Origin of the sequence: Pseudonocardia sulfidoxydans NBRC 16205 (genome assembly GCF_007989085.1) — a bacterium.
Classification (GTDB): domain Bacteria; phylum Actinomycetota; class Actinomycetes; order Mycobacteriales; family Pseudonocardiaceae; genus Pseudonocardia; species Pseudonocardia sulfidoxydans.
Genome location: NZ_BJVJ01000021.1, coordinates 1 through 18,266 on the forward strand (window position 1 = coordinate 1; position 18,266 = coordinate 18,266).

The 18,266-nt window shown below is 71.8% G+C and carries 18 protein-coding genes; 7 read left to right on the forward strand and 11 right to left on the reverse strand.

What is annotated here, in order from left to right; all coding sequences use genetic code 11:
• Window positions 1-64: 64 nt before the first annotated feature.
• Window positions 65-889 carry an alpha/beta fold hydrolase gene (locus PSU4_RS12525; protein ID WP_147106871.1) on the reverse strand — a complete coding sequence of 275 codons (825 nt, stop codon included), beginning with the start codon at window positions 887-889 and terminating at the stop codon, window positions 65-67.
• Window positions 886-2,301 carry an acyl-CoA synthetase gene (locus PSU4_RS12530; protein ID WP_147106874.1) on the reverse strand — a complete coding sequence of 472 codons (1,416 nt, stop codon included), beginning with the start codon at window positions 2,299-2,301 and terminating at the stop codon, window positions 886-888. The genes PSU4_RS12525 and PSU4_RS12530 overlap by 4 nt, the downstream gene beginning before the upstream one ends.
• Before the next feature lie 34 nt (window positions 2,302-2,335).
• On the opposite strand from PSU4_RS12530, the gene PSU4_RS12535 reads away from it, so the two are divergent.
• A complete protein-coding gene (locus tag PSU4_RS12535) occupies window positions 2,336-2,500 on the forward strand; it encodes a ClpX C4-type zinc finger protein (RefSeq protein ID WP_147106876.1) in 165 nt (54 codons plus the stop codon).
• A gap of 96 nt (window positions 2,501-2,596) precedes the next feature.
• Here PSU4_RS12535 and PSU4_RS12540 read toward each other — a convergent pair whose 3' ends face one another.
• Window positions 2,597-3,583: an aldo/keto reductase gene (locus PSU4_RS12540; RefSeq protein WP_246115076.1), complete on the reverse strand. Its 987-nt coding sequence runs from the start codon at window positions 3,581-3,583 to the stop codon at window positions 2,597-2,599.
• A gap of 101 nt (window positions 3,584-3,684) precedes the next feature.
• On the opposite strand from PSU4_RS12540, the gene PSU4_RS12545 reads away from it, so the two are divergent.
• Window positions 3,685-4,404 (forward strand): VIT1/CCC1 transporter family protein, encoded by a 720-nt coding sequence (locus PSU4_RS12545; protein ID WP_147106879.1) that lies wholly within the window; start codon window positions 3,685-3,687, stop codon window positions 4,402-4,404.
• A gap of 108 nt (window positions 4,405-4,512) precedes the next feature.
• A complete protein-coding gene (locus tag PSU4_RS12550) occupies window positions 4,513-5,685 on the forward strand; it encodes an iron-containing alcohol dehydrogenase (RefSeq protein WP_147106882.1) in 1,173 nt (390 codons plus the stop codon).
• Here PSU4_RS12550 and PSU4_RS12555 read toward each other — a convergent pair.
• Entirely contained in the window at window positions 5,657-6,334 is a 678-nt protein-coding gene (locus tag PSU4_RS12555) for an HAD-IA family hydrolase (protein WP_147106885.1), read from the reverse strand. The genes PSU4_RS12550 and PSU4_RS12555 overlap by 29 nt on opposite strands.
• Window positions 6,331-7,302: a non-homologous end-joining DNA ligase gene (gene ligD, locus PSU4_RS12560; RefSeq protein ID WP_147106888.1), complete on the reverse strand. Its 972-nt coding sequence runs from the start codon at window positions 7,300-7,302 to the stop codon at window positions 6,331-6,333. Before ligD ends, PSU4_RS12555 begins: the two co-directional genes overlap by 4 nt.
• Window positions 7,303-7,875: 573 nt before the next feature.
• On the opposite strand from ligD, the gene PSU4_RS12565 reads away from it, so the two are divergent.
• The 3 genes from PSU4_RS12565 (at window position 7,876) to PSU4_RS12575 (ending at window position 10,853) form a co-directional block, all read left to right on the forward strand.
• Entirely contained in the window at window positions 7,876-8,193 is a 318-nt protein-coding gene (locus PSU4_RS12565) for a hypothetical protein (protein WP_147106891.1), read from the forward strand.
• Between the two features lie 114 nt (window positions 8,194-8,307).
• Entirely contained in the window at window positions 8,308-9,696 is a 1,389-nt protein-coding gene (locus PSU4_RS12570; protein ID WP_147106894.1) for an aspartate aminotransferase family protein, read from the forward strand.
• Window positions 9,693-10,853, forward strand: coding sequence for a MalY/PatB family protein (locus tag PSU4_RS12575; RefSeq protein ID WP_186816903.1), 1,161 nt, complete (start codon window positions 9,693-9,695; stop codon window positions 10,851-10,853). Before PSU4_RS12570 ends, PSU4_RS12575 begins: the two co-directional genes overlap by 4 nt.
• Before the next feature lie 45 nt (window positions 10,854-10,898).
• Here PSU4_RS12575 and PSU4_RS12580 read toward each other — a convergent pair whose 3' ends face one another.
• The 6 genes from PSU4_RS12580 to PSU4_RS12605 form a co-directional block, all read right to left on the reverse strand.
• Complete coding sequence (locus tag PSU4_RS12580; protein ID WP_147106896.1) at window positions 10,899-12,914, reverse strand: ABC transporter ATP-binding protein; 2,016 nt, start codon at window positions 12,912-12,914, stop codon at window positions 10,899-10,901.
• Complete coding sequence (locus PSU4_RS12585) at window positions 12,911-14,644, reverse strand: ABC transporter ATP-binding protein (protein WP_147106899.1); 1,734 nt, start codon at window positions 14,642-14,644, stop codon at window positions 12,911-12,913. The genes PSU4_RS12580 and PSU4_RS12585 overlap by 4 nt, the downstream gene beginning before the upstream one ends.
• Window positions 14,645-14,648: 4 nt before the next feature.
• Window positions 14,649-15,311 carry a TetR/AcrR family transcriptional regulator gene (locus PSU4_RS12590; RefSeq protein ID WP_222596239.1) on the reverse strand — a complete coding sequence of 221 codons (663 nt, stop codon included), beginning with the start codon at window positions 15,309-15,311 and terminating at the stop codon, window positions 14,649-14,651.
• A gap of 68 nt (window positions 15,312-15,379) precedes the next feature.
• Entirely contained in the window at window positions 15,380-15,775 is a 396-nt protein-coding gene (locus PSU4_RS12595) for an STAS domain-containing protein (protein ID WP_147106902.1), read from the reverse strand.
• A gap of 325 nt (window positions 15,776-16,100) precedes the next feature.
• A complete protein-coding gene (locus PSU4_RS12600) occupies window positions 16,101-16,508 on the reverse strand; it encodes a VOC family protein (RefSeq protein ID WP_147106905.1) in 408 nt (135 codons plus the stop codon).
• A 70-nt stretch (window positions 16,509-16,578) separates the two neighbouring features.
• Window positions 16,579-17,238, reverse strand: a complete 660-nt coding sequence (locus PSU4_RS12605; RefSeq protein ID WP_147106908.1) for a TIGR03086 family metal-binding protein — start codon at window positions 17,236-17,238, stop codon at window positions 16,579-16,581.
• A gap of 138 nt (window positions 17,239-17,376) precedes the next feature.
• Here PSU4_RS12605 and PSU4_RS12610 point away from each other — a divergent pair, with 138 nt between their 5' ends.
• Window positions 17,377-18,162, forward strand: coding sequence for a VldE C-terminal domain-containing protein (locus tag PSU4_RS12610; RefSeq protein WP_147106911.1), 786 nt, complete (start codon window positions 17,377-17,379; stop codon window positions 18,160-18,162).
• Window positions 18,163-18,266: the final 104 nt, after the last annotated feature.

The window sequence follows — 18,266 nt, forward strand, 5'->3', positions numbered from 1 at the left end:
ATCGGGCCGGTGACGGCGAGTCGATGCCGTACCCGGGAACGATCCGCGCCGCCCCGCCGCCCTCTCACTCAGGGGCGGCGGCCTTCCGCACCGCCGCGGCGAACACGTCCGGCGCCTCGACCGGCACGAAATGCCCCACACCGTCGACGGGCCGGACCTCGACCGCAGCGAACCACTCGCCGACCCGGTCCGACCACGCCCGCGGGAACAGCGGATCGTGCTCGGGCCACAGGACCGTCGTCGGGGTCGCGACCCGGACCTCCGGCGGCTGCTCCACCAGCGCCCGCGCCGCCGTCCCCGACCCGCCGCGGTACCAGCCGATCGACGCCGTGAACGCGCCCGGCACCGCATACCGGCCGGTCAGATGGTCGAGCCGGTCCGGGGTGGGGGTGAACGCCGGCCCGCTCCAGTGGTTCCAGAAGTGCGCGAGGTAGGCGCGGACCGCGTCGGGGCTCCCGTCGACGAGGCGCTCCGCCAGGTCGAGCTGATGGAACGCCTGGTACCAGAACTCGCGCTGGGCCTCCGGTTCCAGGACGCGCCGCCCCGCCCCGGGCAACGGCGGCGTCACGACGAGCGCGCGCACCCGCTCGGGATGCTCCACCGCGAGCTGTTGCGCCACACGGCTCCCCACGTCGTAGCCGCCGACCACGGCATCGGCGAGCCCGAGCTCGTCCATCAGCTCGACGACCGCGCGCACCTGCGAGGCCATCGCGTGGTCGCCGCCCGGGTCGCGATCGGACTCCCCGAACCCGCGCAGGTCGGGCACCACCACGTCCGCCGTGTCCGCGAGCAGCGGGACGACGTCGGCGTAGTCGGTGCGGTCGCCCGGCCAGCCGTGCAGCAGGAACGCAGGGGTGCCGGTTCCGGCGCGGTCGTGGGCCAGCATCATCGCCCTCTCGTCAGCAGAGCCTTCTGGACCTTGCCCATCGCGTTGCGCGGCAACGACTCCACGACCCGCACCTCGCGCGGGCGCTTGTGCGTCGACAACCCGCCCGCGACGTGCCCGATCAGCTCGGCGGGCACGACGTCGTCGCCGACGACGTAGGCGACGATCCGCTGCCCGAGGTCGTCGTCGGGCTCCCCGACGACCGCGCACTCCCGCACCGACGGATGGTCGAGCAGTGCGGCCTCGATCTCCCCGGCGCCCACGCGGTAGCCGCCGGTCTTGATCAGGTCGACGGAGATGCGGCCGACGATGCGGTGCCGCCCGTCCTCGGTGATCACGGCCGCGTCGCCGGTGCGGAACCAGCCGTCGTCGGTCCACGACGCGGCCGTCGCCTCCGGCAGGCCGAGGTAGCCGTCGAACATCGTGGCGCCACGAACCTGCAGGTCACCGACCGTGAGACCGTCGTGCGGGACCGGGTCGCCGTGCTCGGTGCGCAGCCGCGACTCGACGCCCGCCACCGGCGTCCCGACCCACCCGGTGTGGACGGGCGCGTCCGCCCGCGCGGCCACGGTGATCAGCGTTTCGGTCATCCCGTAGCGCTCGACGGGCGACTTCCCGCTCAGCGCCGTCAGGGTCTCGGCGACCCGGTCGGGCAGCCCGGCGCTGCCGGACACGAGCAGCCGTGCGCCGGAGAGCGCGCGGGCGGCATCGGGGGAGTCGGCGACGCGGGACCAGACCGTCGGGACGCCGAAGTAGAGGGTGCCGCCCGCGGCCGCGTAGGCCTCGGGCCTGGGGCGCACCGTGTGCACGAGCGGGGAGCCGTGCCGCAACGCCCCCACCATGCCCAGGACCAGCCCGTGCACGTGGAACAGCGGCAGGCCGTGGACCAGGGTGTCGTCGGCCGTCCAGGCCCAGGCGTCGGCGAGGGCGTCGAGGTCGGCCGCGATGGCGCGCCGCGACATCACGACGCCCTTCGGCTTCCCGGTCGTCCCCGACGTGTACATGATCAACGCGGTGGTGTCGGGGTCGGGTTCGGCCTCCTGAACACTGCCGCTCGCGGTGACGTCGACCGCGACGCGCTCCAGCGTGACGCCCTCGGTCGGGGGCCCGAGCCACAGCGTCGCGCCCGAGTCCGAGAGCACGTGCGCGCGTTCGAGTGTCCCGGAATCGGACGGCACCGGAACGACCGGCACACCCGCCAACAACCCGCCCACGACGGAGACGATCGTCGCCAGGCTCGCGTCGCCGTGCACCGCGACCGCCGGCGCCCCCGCGATCCGCTCGGCGACCGCACCCGCCGCCGCCCACAGCTCCTCACGGCGCAACGACGTGTCGCCGACGGTGACGGCGGGCCGGGCGTCGTCACGGGCCGTTCCGAGGAGGGGCGGGTGGGCGGCATCGTCGCGTGCAGGCACGGAACCAGCATGCACCCCGCGCTAGGGTCGGCCGGTGGCCACCACCGACACGCAACCGCGCTGTTCCTTCTGCGGCAAGGGTGCCGACGAGGTGCACCGGCTCGTCGTGGGTGTCGACGTCGCGATCTGCGACGACTGCGTGCGCCTCGCCTCCGACGCGGTCGACGAGGCCGACGCCAACCCCTGTGAGTGGCGATAGTCGCTATAGCGACTATCGCCACTCACAAGGTCTGAGCTGCTGCGCCGCCGGTCCGGCCCGAGGTCGGTCAGCGGCGGCCGGCGGGCTTCACAGCGGTCATGCGCGGGCCGGGGTCTCGTTGCCGACGCGGCTCATGTCCGGGTACCGCTGGCCCGCCGGGCGGATCGCGTCGAGGCGGGCGAGGTCGTCGTCGGTCAGCGTGACGTCGACCGAGGCGGCGTTCTCCTCCAGATAGGAGATCCGCTTGGTGCCGGGGATGGGGACGACGTCGTCACCCTTGGCCAGCAGCCACGCCAGCGCGACCTGCCCCGCCGTCGCACCGTGCGCCTGTGCGACGTGTGTGACCGTCTCGACGGCGGCGAGGTTCTGCGTCAGGTTGTCGCCCTGGAACCGGGGCATCGTGCGCCGCATGTCCTTGTCGCCCAACGCCGTGTCGCCGGAGACGCGGCCGGTGAGGATCGCGCGGCCCAGCGGGCTGAAGGGGACGATTCCGACGCCCAGCTCGCGGGCGGTGGGCACGACGTCGTCCTCGAGCTCGCGGGTGAACAGCGACCATTCCGACTGCAGGGCCGCGATCGGGTGTTCGGCGACGGCGCGGCGCAGCGTGGGCGCCGTGGCCTCCGACAGTCCGAGGTGGCGGACCAGGCCGGCCTGTACGAGCTCGGCCATGGCGCCGACGCTGTCCTCGATCGGGACCCGCGGGTCGGGGCGGTGCAGGTAGTAGAGGTCGACGTGGTCGACGCCGAGGCGACGCAGCGACGCCTCGCAGGCCTCGCGGACCCGCTCGGGGCGGCCGTCGATCCCGCCGGGCCGACCGTCGGCCCCGGCGACGAGGCCGAACTTGGTGGCGAGGACGACCTCGTCGCGACGGGTGCGCAGGACCTCGGAGAGCAGCTCCTCGTTGTGGCCGCTGCCGTAGACGTCGGCGGTGTCGATGAAGGTCACCCCGATGTCGATGGCGCGGTTGACGGTGGCGAGGGAGGTGTCGCGGTCGGCGTCGCCGTAGGCCGTGCTCATGCCCATGCAGCCGAGGCCGAGGGCGCTGACGGTCAGAGGGCCGAGTTTGCGGGTGGGAAGGGCCACGTCCCACGACGTTAGACCCGAGCACCCGGCGCGCACCCTCGGCCGCCCCGGAGCCGGTTACGCTTACCCATGCTCGTCGACCGGCCGGCGGAGGACGCTGCGTGACACCGACCGTCCCCTCCGACGACGGTGAGCCCGGCGGTCGCCGGATCGTGCTCAGGCTCGATCGTGCGCAGGTCCGCGGGCACGTCGTCGACGCGAACGACGGCATCATCGCCACCGCGGGGGTCGTGGAGGGTCTGCTCGGGGCCGGGGCTGCCGGCAGCACGGTCGTCCTCGGGTCACTCGCCGCGATGGTCGGCGGCGCCATCGCGCTGGGCGGCATGAAGTACTCCGAGGCGGCCGACGAACGCGACGCCCGATCGGCCACCATCGAGGCCGAACGCCACCAGCTCGACAGCGCGCCCGAGGAAGAGCTCGCCGAGCTCACCGGCATCTACGAAGCCAAAGGACTCTCGCCCGACCTCGCCCGAGCGGTCGCCGAGCAGCTCAGCGAACACGATGCCCTGGCCGCGCACGCCGAGATGGAGCACGGTATCGACGTCGGTGGCCGTGACCTCACCCCGCTGTTCACCGCGACCCTCGCCGGGGTGGCGTTCGTCATCGGCTCGGCCGTGCCGCTGCTCATGATCCTGGTGGCGCCCGCGGGGGTGCGGATCCCGGCGACATTCGTCGCCGTGGTCCTCGCGCTGGGCATCACCGCGACGATCGTCGCCACCCTCGGCGGCGCCAGGATGTGGCGCACCATCGTGCGCACCGTCTCCCTCGGACTGGTCACGATGCTGCTGACGCTCGTCGGCGGCACTCTGATCGGTCTGTGACCGGCGCCGACGCACGGTACGGACGGCCCGGCGTCCTCGAACGGTTGCACCGACCGGCCGGTCGGGGGTCAGAATTGGACACAGCCGAGGTTCGAGGAGGAGCCACACATGGGGCTGACCACGTTCGACATGCCGCGCATCGACCGGGTCGTGCAGGGCCCCGGCGCCGTGCACGCGATCGGCGAGGAGCTGCGACGCCGCGGGCTGTCGCGGGCCTACCTGGTCACCGGACGGTCCGTCGGGTCGAGCGCGCACTTCCGCGACCTCGTCGACGAGCTGGGCGACTCCGTGGCCGGCGTCTACGACCGCGTCCTCGCGCACAACCCCGTCGACAGGGTCGTCGAACTGATCGGTGAGGCCCGCACGTCCGGCGCCGACGTCCTCATCGCCGTCGGCGGCGGATCGCCCATCGACGCCGCGAAGCTCGCCGCACTCGGTGTGGCGCACGGGATCACGACGACCGCGGGCCTCGCCGAGTTCGCCGTCGTCTTCGAGTACCCCGACACCGTGAGGATCCGCCCGCTCGACACTGCGCCGCTGCCGACGTTCGCCGTCCCCACCACGCTCTCGGCCGCCGAGTGGGACGGCTTCTGCGGCTCGGTCGACCACGCCCGCGACACCAAGGACCTCACCGCCTACCTGGAGCTCACCCCGCAGGTCGTGTTCCTCGACCCCGAGTTCGCCGCCCACACCCCGCGCGACCTCTGGGCCCAGACCGGCGTCCGGGCCCTCGACCACGCCATCGAGATCGGCTACGCCAAGAACGCGCACCCGTTCTTCTCCGCACTCACGACGGGCGCGCTGCGGCTCCTCGCCGCGAACCTGCCCCGCTCCGTGAAGGACCCGCAGGACCTCGACGCTGCGCTCAACTGCCAGATCGCGGCCTGGATGTCGATCATCGGCGTGCACAACGTGTCGCTCGGCCTCTCGCACGCCATCGGTCACCAGCTCGGCGCGCTCGGCATCCCGCACGGCGTGACCTCGTGCATCATGCTGCCGCACGTCATGCGCTTCCTCGAGCCCGTCACGAAGGACGCTCAGGCCCGCATGGCGACGACCCTCGTCGAAGCCGGCGTCGCCGGCCCCGGCGAACCCGCCGCCGACGCCATGGACCGGCTCCTCGACGACCTCGGCGTGCCCCGGCGCGTCTCCGACTTCGACATCCCGAAGGAGAAGATCCCCGTCGTCGCGGCCTCGTCGATGGGCGACATCGTCGTCCGCGAGTCGCCGCGCCCCGTCGACGAGGCCACGATCACCCGGCTGCTCGAGACGGTGTGGTGAGCGCTCCTGCGTCCAGTTCCAACGCGCGCTCCAGGGCGTCGAGAGCCTGCTGCTCGCCCGTCACCTTGATCGCGAGCATGCCCAACGCGGCCGCGGGCTTGCAGTTGATCCCCAGGTCGTCGAGGTAGACGCACTCGTCGGGCCGGACCCCCAACGCGGCACACGCCAACGTGTAGACGCGGGGGTCCGGCTTCCGGACGCCCACCTTGCTGCTCTCGACGACGTGGTCGAACCGCGCCATCACCGCGGCGATCGCGTCGGCCTTCTGCGCGGTCGGCGACATCTGCGCGCCGTGGCCCGCCGGGACGTTGTTGGTGATGCAGCCCAGCCGGTAACCCAAGGCGCGCAGGCGGTCCAGGGCCTCGACCATCCGCGGGCGCAGATCGCCCGACAGCAACGCCAGCACGTCGCGACCCGGAAGGTCGTACCCCAACTCGCGGGCCTCCTCGGCGAACAACGTGTCGAACCGCGCCTCGTCGATCTCCGCCCGCTCGAACAACGCCCACGCGTTGCCGTCCGGGTTCACGGTGTTGATGCGGCGCACCAGATCGTGGGGCAGCCCGCGTTCGGCCTCCATCCGGTTGAACGCGTCGAACGGGGACGACGTGATCACCCCGCCGAAGTCGAAGACGACGGTCGTGCGGTTCAACCCTGCTCCTTCGCTGCCTGCTCGCGCGCGCGTTTGCGCCGCTTGCCCTCGTGCATCGCCTGCACCCGCGGCACCGGGATCGTGTGCCCCTGCTCGACCAGGTCGGCCGGCAACGGCTGCGGCTCCGGCATCGCATCACGCCACGGGTCCCTCTCACCCAACAGCTCTGCGACGTTGCGCACCGTGAAATCCCGCGGATGCACGTCGTCGAGATCCGACCAGGCCACCGGGAACGACACCGGCAACCCCGGCCGCGCCCGCGGACTGTAGGCCGCGACGATCGTCGCCCCACCCACCCGCGTCGGATCCAGGAACACCCTGCCGCCACGGTCGTCCTTGATGAACGCCGTCGTCGCCGCGCCCGGGTCGACCGCCTCCGCCCGCACAGCCAGCGCCCGCGTCGCCGCGGCCGTGTCGTCGAACTCAGGCTCGCCCGACAGCGGGACGACGACGTGGATCCCCTTGGCCCCGCTCGTCTTCACCGCCGCCGCCAGCCCCGCGTCGGCCAACGCCTGCTCGACGAGCCGCGCCGCCCGCACCACCGCCGCGAAGTCGTCGCCCTCCGGGGGGTCCAGGTCCAGCACCAGCTCCCGGGCCCGCGTGTCCCCGATCCGCATCAGCGTCGGGTGGTACTCCACCGCCCGCTGGTTCGCGAACCACAACAGGCCGCGCCTGTCGTCGACCAGCGCGTACGACACCTCCCGGTGCGACGTCTGCGCCCACACCGTCGTCGACCGCATCCACTCCGGCGCGTACTTCGGCAGGTTCTTCTGCATGAACGGCGGCGACCCCGGCCGCGCGCGGATCACCGACAACGGGCGATCGCGGAGCTCGGGAAGGATGCGGTCTGCGACGGCATCCAGGTGGTCGACGAGGTCGCGCTTCGTCGCCTCCGCCCCGTCGAACAACGGCTGGTCGAGGTTGCTGAGCTCGACGCCCTCGCGCGTCTCCGTCGTGCCCCGGGGCATCGCCGCTCCTCCTGTCTCGGACAGGACTGTCCTACCAGGCGGCCGCCGTCGGGCCGCAGACCTGCCCCGAACAGCGCTCGATCGGGCCGAATCCCGGGTCGGATCCGAACGATTGGGTGCCAGCCCCGATTGTCGACCCTGACGATGAAATGCCTGATCAAGTCTGCACGCTGCCGGCTCCCTTTCCGGGTCCAACGACCCGCCGCCATTCGGATGCTCCACACCGACTGATCGGAGTCTTGGCTGGTCAGGGCGGTCCAGAATGGAGCAGACGTGTGACCGCTGCCGAGGTTGCGACAACTTCCGATGAATCTGTGCAGCCGTACGGCCGAACTTTTCACAGGCTCGTAACAGCTGATTCCCAGGAAACGACCGGCTGGGAACGGAGCAACGCGACTCCTCTCGACTTCCCCGAATCTCATTCGACCCCGGCCCCCGACCGGGCGTCACCTCCGGAAGGAACACCGGTGAACAAGAACCTTCGCCGCGGCGCGTACGTCGTCGCGCTCTCCAGCAGCCTCCTGTTGATGGGTGGCGCGGTCGCTCAGGCCGCCGGCCCCGGCGGACAGGGCGGTGGCGGCAACCAGGGCGGTGGCGGCAACCAGGGCGGTGGCGGCAACCAGGGCGGTTCAGGGCGGTGGCTCGCAGACGCCCGCCCGCACGGGCGGTCAGCACGGGCACGGTCAGCACGGGCACGGTCAGCACGGGCACGGTCAGCACGGGCACGGTCAGCACGGGCACGGTCAGCACGGGCACGGCCAGCACGGTGGCGGTTCGCAGAACCCGACCCGCACGGGCGGGCAGCAGACCCGCCACGTCGTCGACATCAACCACCTCGTCGACGGCATCTTCGGGCACGTCACGAAGGCGGCGGGCAACTTCCGCTTCTGAGCTGTTCCGGTGACGCCCGCGGCCCCCGTCTTCTCGAGGCGGGGGTCGCGGTCATCGCTGGACCGTTGCGGGGCGGGGCGTCATCCTGGGGCGAGCCGACACGGAGGAGCGACGTTGACCCTCGCCGAGAAGCCCACGCCGTCCGATGCCGCCGCGCTCGGCCGTTCCGCCGCCGACCACCTGTGGATGCATTTCTCGCGGATGGGTCGGTACGCGGACTCGCCGGTCCCGGTGATCGTTCGCGGGGAGGGCGCGTACGTCTACGACGACCGTGGTCGTCGGATCCTGGACGGGCTGTCGGGCCTGTTCGTGGTGCAGGTGGGGCACGGTCGTCGCGAGCTGGCGGAGGTGGCAGCCCGGCAGGCGGAGACGTTGGCGTTCTTCCCGGTGTGGGGGTATGCGCATCCGTCGGCGATCCAGCTGGCGGAGCGTCTGGCGGATCTGACGCCCGGCGACCTGAACCGCGTCTTCTTCACGACGGGTGGTGGTGAGGCGGTCGAGACGGCGTGGAAGGTCGCGAAGCAGTATTTCAAGCTGCGGGGCAAGCCGGCGAAGCACAAGGTGATCAGCCGGATGTCGGCGTACCACGGGACGACGCAGGGGGCGTTGTCGATCACGGGGCTGCCGGCGATGAAGCAGGATTTCGAGCCGTTGACGCCGGGCGGGCACCGGGCGCCGAACACGAACATCTTCCGCGCCTCGGTGCACCGTGACGACCCGGAGGCGTTCGGCCGCTGGGCCGCGGACCGGATCGAGGAGGCGATCGTGTTCGAGGGGCCGTCGACGGTGGCGGCGGTGGTGATCGAGCCGGTGCAGAACTCGGGCGGGTGTTTCACGGCGCCGCAGTCGTACTTCGCGCGGGTCCGGGAGATCTGCGACCGGCACGACGTGTTGCTGGTGTCGGACGAGGTGATCACCGGGTTCGGCCGCCACGGCACGACGTTCGCGTGCGAGAAGTTCGGGTTCGTGCCCGATCTGATCACGTGCGCGAAGGGCATGACGTCGGGGTACAGCCCGATCGGCGCGATGATCGCGACGGACCGGGTGATGGAGCCGTTCCTGGCCGACAAGGTGACGTTCCCGCACGGCTACACGTTCGGCGGGCACCCGGTGTCGTCGGCGGTGGCGCTGGCGAACCTGGACATCATGGAGCGCGAGGGGCTGAACCGGCGGGTTCTCGACAACGAGGGCGCGTTCGGGGCGACCCTCGACGGGTTGCGCGATCTGCCGATCGTCGGTGACGTCCGTGGTGACGGGTACTTCTGGGCGGTGGAGCTGGTCGCGGACGCGTCGGGGACGACGCTGGACGCCGACCAGCGGGAGCGGATCGTGCGTGGTTTCCTGCCGTCGGCGCTGTTCGAGGCGGGTCTGTACTGCCGCCCGGACGATCGTCAGGACCCGGTGGTGCAGCTGGCGCCGCCGTTGACGTGCGGGCAGGCGGAGTTCGACGAGATCGAGCAGGTCCTGCGGGGTGTGCTCGCGGAGGCGTGGTCGCTGCTGTGACTCGCGATCCGTTGTTCGACGATCTCGACCTCGCCGACCTGGCCCGCCGGCCGGGCATCAAGTGGCGTCATGCCGGGCCGGGGAACGTGGCGGCGTGGGTGGCGGACATGGACTTCGCGCCGCCGCAGCCGGTGACCGACGCGATGGTGAGGTTGATCGAGGGCGGGGACCTCGGCTATCCGGAGTGGCTGCTGGTGGGGACACCGTTGCGGGAGGCGTTCGCGGCGCGGATGGGGGCCCGGTACGGCTGGGACGTCCCGGCCGGCGAGGTCCGCGAGCACACCGACCTCATCCAGGGCGTGCAGATGGTGCTGCACCTCGCGACGTCGCCGGGGGACGGTGTCGCCGTCCACACCCCGTGCTATCCGCCGTTCCTGGCGACGGTGGAGGAGATGGGGCGCAAGCGTGTCGACGTCCCGGTCCGCCGCACGGCCGATGGCTGGGATCCGAACCTCGCCGCGCTCGACGACGCCGCGTCCGGCTGTCGGGTGCTGCTGCTGGTCAACCCGCACAACCCGACCGGGCGCGTCCTGACCCGCGACGAGCTGGCCGCGGTCGCGGACATCGCGCACCGGCACGACCTGCTGGTGATCTCCGACGAGATCCACGCCGAGCTGGTCCATGCGCCGCACCTGCACGTGCCGTTCGCGTCGCTCGGCGCCCACGTCGCGGCACGGACGGTCACGCTGAACTCGGCGAGCAAGGCGTTCAACCTGGCGGGGCTGCACTGCGCGGTGGGGCACTGGGGTCCGCCGCAGCTGCGGGCGAGGTTGGATGCGCACCCGTCGGAGCTGTTCGGTGGGGTGTCGTCGCTGTCGGTGGTGGCGACGTTGGCGGCGTGGGAGCACGGTGACGAGTGGCAGCGCAGGCTGCGGGAGGTGTTGCGGCGCAACCGGGACCGGGTCGCCGCGTGGCTGGCCCGTCGTGGTGGCGACGATCCATTGCCCGAGGCCACCTACCTGTACTGGTTCGCCGCGCGCACCCTCGAGCTGCGGGCCGACGACGTCGTGGGGGTGGTGACGCGTGACGCCCGGGTCCGGCTCGACGGCGGTCCCGGGTTCGGGTCCGGGCACGAGGGGATGCTGCGGCTGAACCTGGCGACGGCCGAGCCGGTCCTCGACGAGCTCTTGCGCCGCCTCGACACCCTGCGTGGCTGACGAGAGGTCGTGAGCGGCAATAGTCGCTATAGCGACTATTGCCGCTCACAGGGTTTCGGCACCTGCGAGGAACTGGGCGTTGTAGAGGCGGAAGTACGCGCCCTGGGCGGCGAGCAGCTCCTCGTGGGTGCCCTGCTCCACGATGTGGCCCGCCTCCATGACCAGGATCAGGTCGGCGTCGCGGATCGTCGAGAGGCGGTGCGCGATGACGAAGCTGGTCCGGTCGCTGCGCAGGGCGGCCATGGCCCGCTGCACCAGCACCTCGGTGCGGGTGTCGACGGAGCTGGTGGCCTCGTCGAGGATCAGCAGGGACGGGTCGGCGAGGAAGGCGCGCGCGATCGTCACGAGCTGCTTCTCGCCCGCGCTGATGTTGCTGCCCTCCTCGTCGATGACGGTGTCGTAGCCGTCGGGCAGGCTGCGCACGAAGCGGTCGACGTAGGTCGCGGTGGCGGCGGCGAGGATCTCGTCCTCGGTGGCGCCCGGGCGGCCGTAGGCGATGTTGTCGCGGATCGTGCCGTTGAACAGCCAGGTGTCCTGCAGGACCATGCCGATGCCGGAGCGCAGGTCGGCGCGTTCCATTTTCGCGATGTCGACGCCGTCGAGGGTGATGCGGCCGCCGTCGAGCTCGTAGAAGCGCAGTACGAGGTTGACGAGCGTGGTCTTGCCGGCACCGGTCGGGCCGACGATGGCGACGGTCTGCCCGGGCTCGGCGACGAGGGACAGGTCGTCGATCAGCGGGGCGTCGGAGACGTAGCGGAACGACACGTCCTCGAACGCCACCCGGCCGCGACGCTCGGTGCGCCGCAACGGGTTCGCCGGGTCGGGGGACTGCTCGTCGGCGTCGAGGAGCTCGAACACCCGCTCCGCCGACGCCACACCCGACTGCAGCAGGTTGGCCATCGAGGCGACCTGCGTGAGTGGCTGGGTGAACTGGCGCGAGTACTGGATGAAGGCCTGGACGTCGCCGAGGCTCATCGCGCCCGACGCGACCCGCAGTCCGCCGATGACGGCGACCAGCACGTAGTTCAGGTTCCCGATGAACATCATCGACGGCATGATGATCCCGGACATGAACTGCGCCCGGAAGCTCGCCTGGTAGAGCTCCTCGTTCTTGGCGCTGAACGAGCCCTCGACCTCGCGGCGGCGCCCGAAGACCCGCACGAGCTCCTGGCCGGTGAAGGCCTCCTCGATCTGCCCATTGAGCGCGCCGGTGTGTTTCCACTGGGCGACGAACTGCGACTGCGAGCGCTTCGCGATGACCTTGGTGAGCCACAGCGAGACGGGGATCGTGATGAGCGCGATCACCGACAGCAGCGGCGAGACCAGGAACATCATGATCAGCACGCCGACGACCGACAGCAGCGACACGAGCAGCTGGCTCATCGTCTGCTGCAGGGACTGGGAGATGTTGTCGATGTCGTTGGTGACGCGCGAGAGCACCTCGCCGCGCTGCTGGCGGTCGAAGTAGCTCAGCGGCAGCCGGTTGAGCTTGTCCTCGACCTCGCGACGCAACACGAACACGGTGCGCTGGACGATCGTGTTGAGCAGGTAGCCCTGGACGTAGCCGAACACCGACGAGCCCAGGTAGATTGCGATGACGCCGAGCAGCACGAGGCCGAGGGCGTGGAAGTCGATACCCACGCCCGGGATGACGTTCTGTGCCTCGATAACGTTGGCGACGGTGCCGTTGCCCCGCTCGCGCGCGGCGGCCGCGGCCTGCTCGGTGGTGAGACCGGCGGGGAGCTGGCGGCCGATGACGCCGGCGAAGATCAGGTCGGTGGCGTGACCCAGGATCTTGGGGCCGATCACGTTGAGTGCGACGCTGATCACGCCGAGGGCGACGACGACGGCGACGCCGACCCGGTGCGGCACGAGCAGCCCGGCGAGGCGTTTGGCCGACGGCCCGAAGTTCGACGCCTTCTCCGCGGGCATGCCGGCGCCCATCCACGGCGGACCGCCGCCGCGGCGTGCGTTGGCCATGCCGCGGGCGGCCTTCCCGGTCTCGGCGTCCTGCTTCGGCTTGCCCCCGGGGGCGCCCGGGGTGGGGGTCGTGGTGGTCATGCGGCCGCCTCCGCGGACAGCTGCGACTCGACGATCTCGACGAACGTCGGACAGGTCTGCAGCAACTCGTCGTGGGTCCCGCTCCCGACGACGACGCCGTCCTCGAGGACGAGGATCTGGTCGGCGTCGGCGATCGTCGACACCCGCTGGGCGACGATGACGACGGTCGCGTCGGCCGTGACCGGGCGCAGCGCGGTGCGGAGCCGGGCGTCGGTGGTGAGGTCGAGGGCGGAGAAGGAGTCGTCGAACAGGTAGATCTCGGGTCTGCGGATGAGGGCGCGGGCGATGGCGAGGCGTTGCCGCTGACCACCGGAGACGTTGGTGCCGCCCTGCGAGATCGGCGACTCGAGCTGCTCGGGCATGGCGCGGACGAAGTCCTCGGCCTGCGCGATCGCCAGGGCGTCCCAGAGCTCGTCGTCGCTCGCGTCGGGGTTGCCGTAGCGCAGGTTGGTCGCGACGGTGCCGGTGAACAGGTAGGGGCGCTGCGGGACGATCCCGATGCGTCCCCAGAGGTCCTCGGGTTCCATCTCGCGGACGTCGACGCCGTCAACACGGACGACGCCACCGGTCGCGTCGAACAGCCTGGGCACCATGGAGATCAGCGTGGTCTTGCCGGCGCCGGTGCTGCCGATGATCGCCGTGGTGCGGCCCGGCCGCGCGGTGAACGTGATGTCGCGCAGGACGGGGGAGGCGGCACCGGGGTAGGCGAACGTCGCGTGGTCGAACTCGAGGACGCCGGCCCGGTTGTCGGGGGTGACCGGTGCGGACGGCGGGGCGACGGACGACTCGGTGTCGAGGACCTCGGTGATGCGCTCCGCGCAGACCGACGCGCGCGGGATCATGATCGCCATGAACGTCGCCATCATGACGGCCATGAGGATCTGCAGCAGGTAGGCGAGGAACGCGGTGAGCGCGCCGATCTGCATCTCGCCGGCGTCGATGCGCCCGGCGCCGAACCACATGACGGCGACGCTCGACAGGTTCAGCACGAGCATGACGATCGGGAAGATCAACGCCTGCAGCCGGCCCGCGGCGATGGCGACGTCGGTGACGTCGGTGTTGGCCCGGCCGAACCGTTCGGTCTCGACGGGCTCGCGCACGAAGGCCCGCACGACGCGGATGCCGGTGATCTGCTCGCGCAGCACACGGTTGACGGTGTCGATGCGGGTCTGCATCACGCGGAACTTCGGGACCATCCGGACGATGACCAGCCCGATCGCGACGATCAGGACCGGCACGCACACCGCCATCAGCCACGACAGGCCGACGTCCTCGTTGAGCGCCATGATCACGCCGCCGACGCACATGATCGGCGCGGCGACCATCATCGTGCAGGACATCAGGACCAGCATCTGGACCTGCTGCACGTCGTTCGTGTTGCGCGTGATCAGCGACGGCGCGCCGAACCGGTTGACCTCGCGCGCGGAGAACTCCCCGACGCGATGGAACACGGCGGTGCGCACGTCGCGGCCGAAGCCCATCGCGGTGCGCGAGCCGTACCAGACGGCCGCGATCGAGCAGGCGATCTGCACGAGCGTGACCAGCAGCATCCAGCCGCCGGTGCTGAGGATGTAGCCGGTGTCGCCGAGGGCGATGCCCTTGTCGATGATGTCGGCGTTGAGGCTCGGCAGGTACAGCGAGGCCATGGTCCCGATCAGCTGGAACAGCAGGACGAGCAGCAGCGGCCGGGAGTAGGGGCGCAGGTGCGTGCGCAGGAGGCGGACGAGCATCTTGTCAGACCTCGATCGTTCGGGCGTGGTGGTCCGCGGCAGGGGTGCCGGCCGGGTCGTCGTCGGGGTTCGCGGGGTGGCGTGGGCTGCGCATGCCGTCGAGGACGACCGCGACGATCGCCTCCGGTGTCATCGGCATGCCGTCGGAGATGCGTGGGTGGGTCGCCGAGAAGGTGAGCAGCCGCAGGACGCGGGCGAACTCGGCCGCGTCGACGCGCAGGAGATCGGCGTCGGGCGCGACGATGTCGGCGATCGCCGCCCGGAACGCGTCGTTCATCTGCTCGTTGCGGCGCTTGTGGTCGTCGGTCGGTTCCGGCGGCTGCTGCAGGCCGAGCGCGCCGATCAGGCCGAACGCGCCGCGCAGCCGGTCCTGGAGCACGGCGACGACCGCGACGAGCCGCGCCCGCAGCGGCAGCTCACGGTCGACGGCGGCGAGGGCGTCGAGGGTGGCCTGCGGGTCGAAGCCCTTCTCCAGGACGGCGCGCATGAGCGCGTCCTTGTCTCCGAAGACGCGGAAGATCGTCCCTTCGGCCACACCGGCGGCCTCGGCGATCTGCCGGGTGCTCACCGAGGGGCCGTCGCGCAGGACCAGGGGCAGCGTCGCCGCGACGATCGCCGCGCGGCGGTCGTCGGGTGCCATTCGGCCGGCGCGGCCGGACCTCGTCACGGCGCCGGACACTAACTGAGTGGCGACTCATTAACAAACGAGTTTGCGTGCGGCGGAACCCGCCCAGGTCAGGCCGTGGACACCGCCAGACGTCGCGGCTTCTCCGCCGGGATCAGCTCCTTGGAGCCGACGACCGGCAGCCGGTCGAGCAGGCCGTCGACATCGTGCGGCAGCAGCGCGCGACGGCCCTCGAGCCTCGTCAGGCACAGGCCGACCCCGGCGGAGCGCGCCCGGCCGTGCGCCCGGCGCAGTGCCTCCACCCCGTCGGTGTCGAAGGACCGGATCTGTGCCAGATCGATGACGAGCGCCCGCGGGCCCGCCGGGCGCGGCGTGCCGTCGACCAGCTTGTCGACGAGCCGGACCAGTCGTCCGCCGGTACGTGCGCTCAGCTCCCCGGCGGCCCGCACGACATGTCCGCGCGGTGACCGCTCGACGGCGAGCTGGATCGTGAACGTCGAGTGCATGCCTCCCCCGTCTCGGGTGGCCGCCCCCGATGGCGGTCTCCCGGGGCATCGTCGCCCGCTCGGGTGAACGCCTCGACGCTAAGAAGTGAGCGGTGCGCACGAGGGCCGAAGGTCCCGCCGTCCGGCCCGGATCGCCCCCTCGGTGACCCGGACCGCACGTGCTCGGGAGCCGGCGACGACGGACCGGGTGCGGGCCCGACCTCCCGCACCCGGACCCCCCGGATCACGCCGCAGGTCCCGAGTCCCGTGCGGTGCCGCACGACTGGGTCGACCATACCCCACTCACTTCGCGTGACCGGCCGCTCGTCCTGGGGTCTGCGTCCGATCAGTCGCGGGCCGGCTGCTCCTGCACGGCCCAGGAGTTGCCGTCCGGGTCGTCGAAGAAGCAGAAGGAGTTCCACGGACCGCCCTTCCCGGACGCCCACGTGCCCGTCTCGTCGACGTGACGGACCTCGGTGACGTCGACCCCGCGCTCGACGAGGAACGCATGCGCCTCCTCGATGTCGGCGACGACGAGCTGCAGGCCCTTCACCGAACCGGGCTCCGACTCGCTCAGACCGGTACCGAACGTCACCGAGCACGCCGACCCGGGCGGGGTCACCTGCACGATGTGCGTGCCCTCGCGGACCTCCCGGTCGACGTCGACGGTGAAGCCCAGCCCGTCGGCGTAGAACTTCCGGCTGCGGACGACGTCGGCCACCGGCAGCACGATGACCTCCAGTTTCCAGTCCATGACGGGTCCCTCCTGGTCTCGGCGCCGCACCGCGCGACACACACAGGAGAACGACGGCGGCGGCCGGAACTCATCGATGCCCGCGAAGTCCTTCTGAGCGGGGCGTGAACCCCGGGTCGCGGCCGATCGCGCCGAGGAGACGGTCCTGCAGCGACGCGTCGGCGGGCACGAGCACCTGCGGCCCGAACACGACGATCCCCGGCCCGAAGGCGCCGGGCGTGCGCATCGCCTCGGGCATCGTCGACACCTCCGGCCACAGGCGCGCCACCTCGTCGGGGTCGATCGTGTCGTCCTGGCCGGTCGCGCGGGCGAGGTCCCAGCGGTGCAGCACCATGTCCTGGCTGACCACCCCGTCGACGTGCGCGGCGGCCGTCGACCTCCCCATCGGGGTGTCGACGACCCGCTCGGCCACGTCGTGGTCGGCGAGCATCGCCTCGACGTCGGCGCGGGCGGCACGGAACGCGGCGAGCGGGTCCTCGCCGACCGACGGGGCGGGGGACAGCGCACGACCGACCGGCCGGAGGACGGCCTGATGCATGTCGACGACGTGCCCGACGACGTCGCGCGCCGTCCACTCCGCACACGGCGACGGATCGGCCCAGCGGCCCGGCGGCACCCCGGCGACAGTGGTGTCGAACGCGTCGGCGCGGCGCCGGAAGCGGGCCGCGATCTCGTCGACCTCGATCACGTCGTACACCTCGCTCGTCGGTCTCCTCGGATCGACGCGCATGGTGCCACCTCCCGGCCGCTGCGCGGAACGGGTCGGACGGCCCGGGGCGACCCGCCGCCCCGCCCGCGGACTCGGGCACCATGGATCGCGACGGCCCCGTCCCGCGGGCCGATCCGTCGAGACGAACCGGGAGCGCGAGTGCGGAAGGGCCCGGCGGTCCTGCTGGTCGTCGTCCTGGTGATCGTCGTGGGGATCGGTGTCGTGGTCTGGCAGGCGGTGAACAAGCCGAAGCCCGGCTGCATCGTCTCGGGCGACCGGGAGATCACGCTGTCGATCGAGCAGGCGGAGAACGCGGCGACGATCGCGGCCGTCGGCTACGCGGAGGGCCTGCCCGAGCACGCGGTGACGGTCGCGCTCGCGACGGCGTTGCAGGAGTCGGGCCTGCGCAACCTGCAGGGCGGCGACCGCGACTCGGCGGGCCTGTTCCAGCAGCGGCCCAGCCAGGGCTGGGGCACGCACGCGCAGGTCACCGATCCCGTGTACGCGGCGACCGCGTTCTACCGGGTGCTGCACGAGCAGCCCGACTGGCAGGACATCAGCGTCACCGAGGCCGCGCAGGTGGTGCAGCGGTCGGCGTTTCCCGAGGCGTACGCGCAGTGGGAGCCGCAGGCGCGGTCGATCGCGATGGCGCTGACGGGCCAGTCGCAGGCCGCGCTGCGCTGCCAGGACGTGCCGCTGCGGGTCCCCGGCGACGACGTCGCGACCGTCGCGGCCCGCGAGCTCGGCACCGCGAAACTGTCGGGACCGCAGCCGCAGCAGCGGGGCTGGGCGATCGCGTCGTGGCTGGTGGCGCACTCGGCGCGGTTCGGGCTCGACACCGTGACCTACGACGGCCGCACCTGGACCGCGGACTCGGGGGAGTGGAAGTCGACCGGTACCCCCGACGGCCGGCTGGCCCTGCGCCGCGCGACGAGCACCGAGTAACCCTGTGAGTGGCAATAGTCGCTATAGCGACTATTGCCACTCACGAGGTCTCGGTCGGCCACATCCCGACGGTCAGCGCCAACCGGCGCGGGGCGCCGACCCAG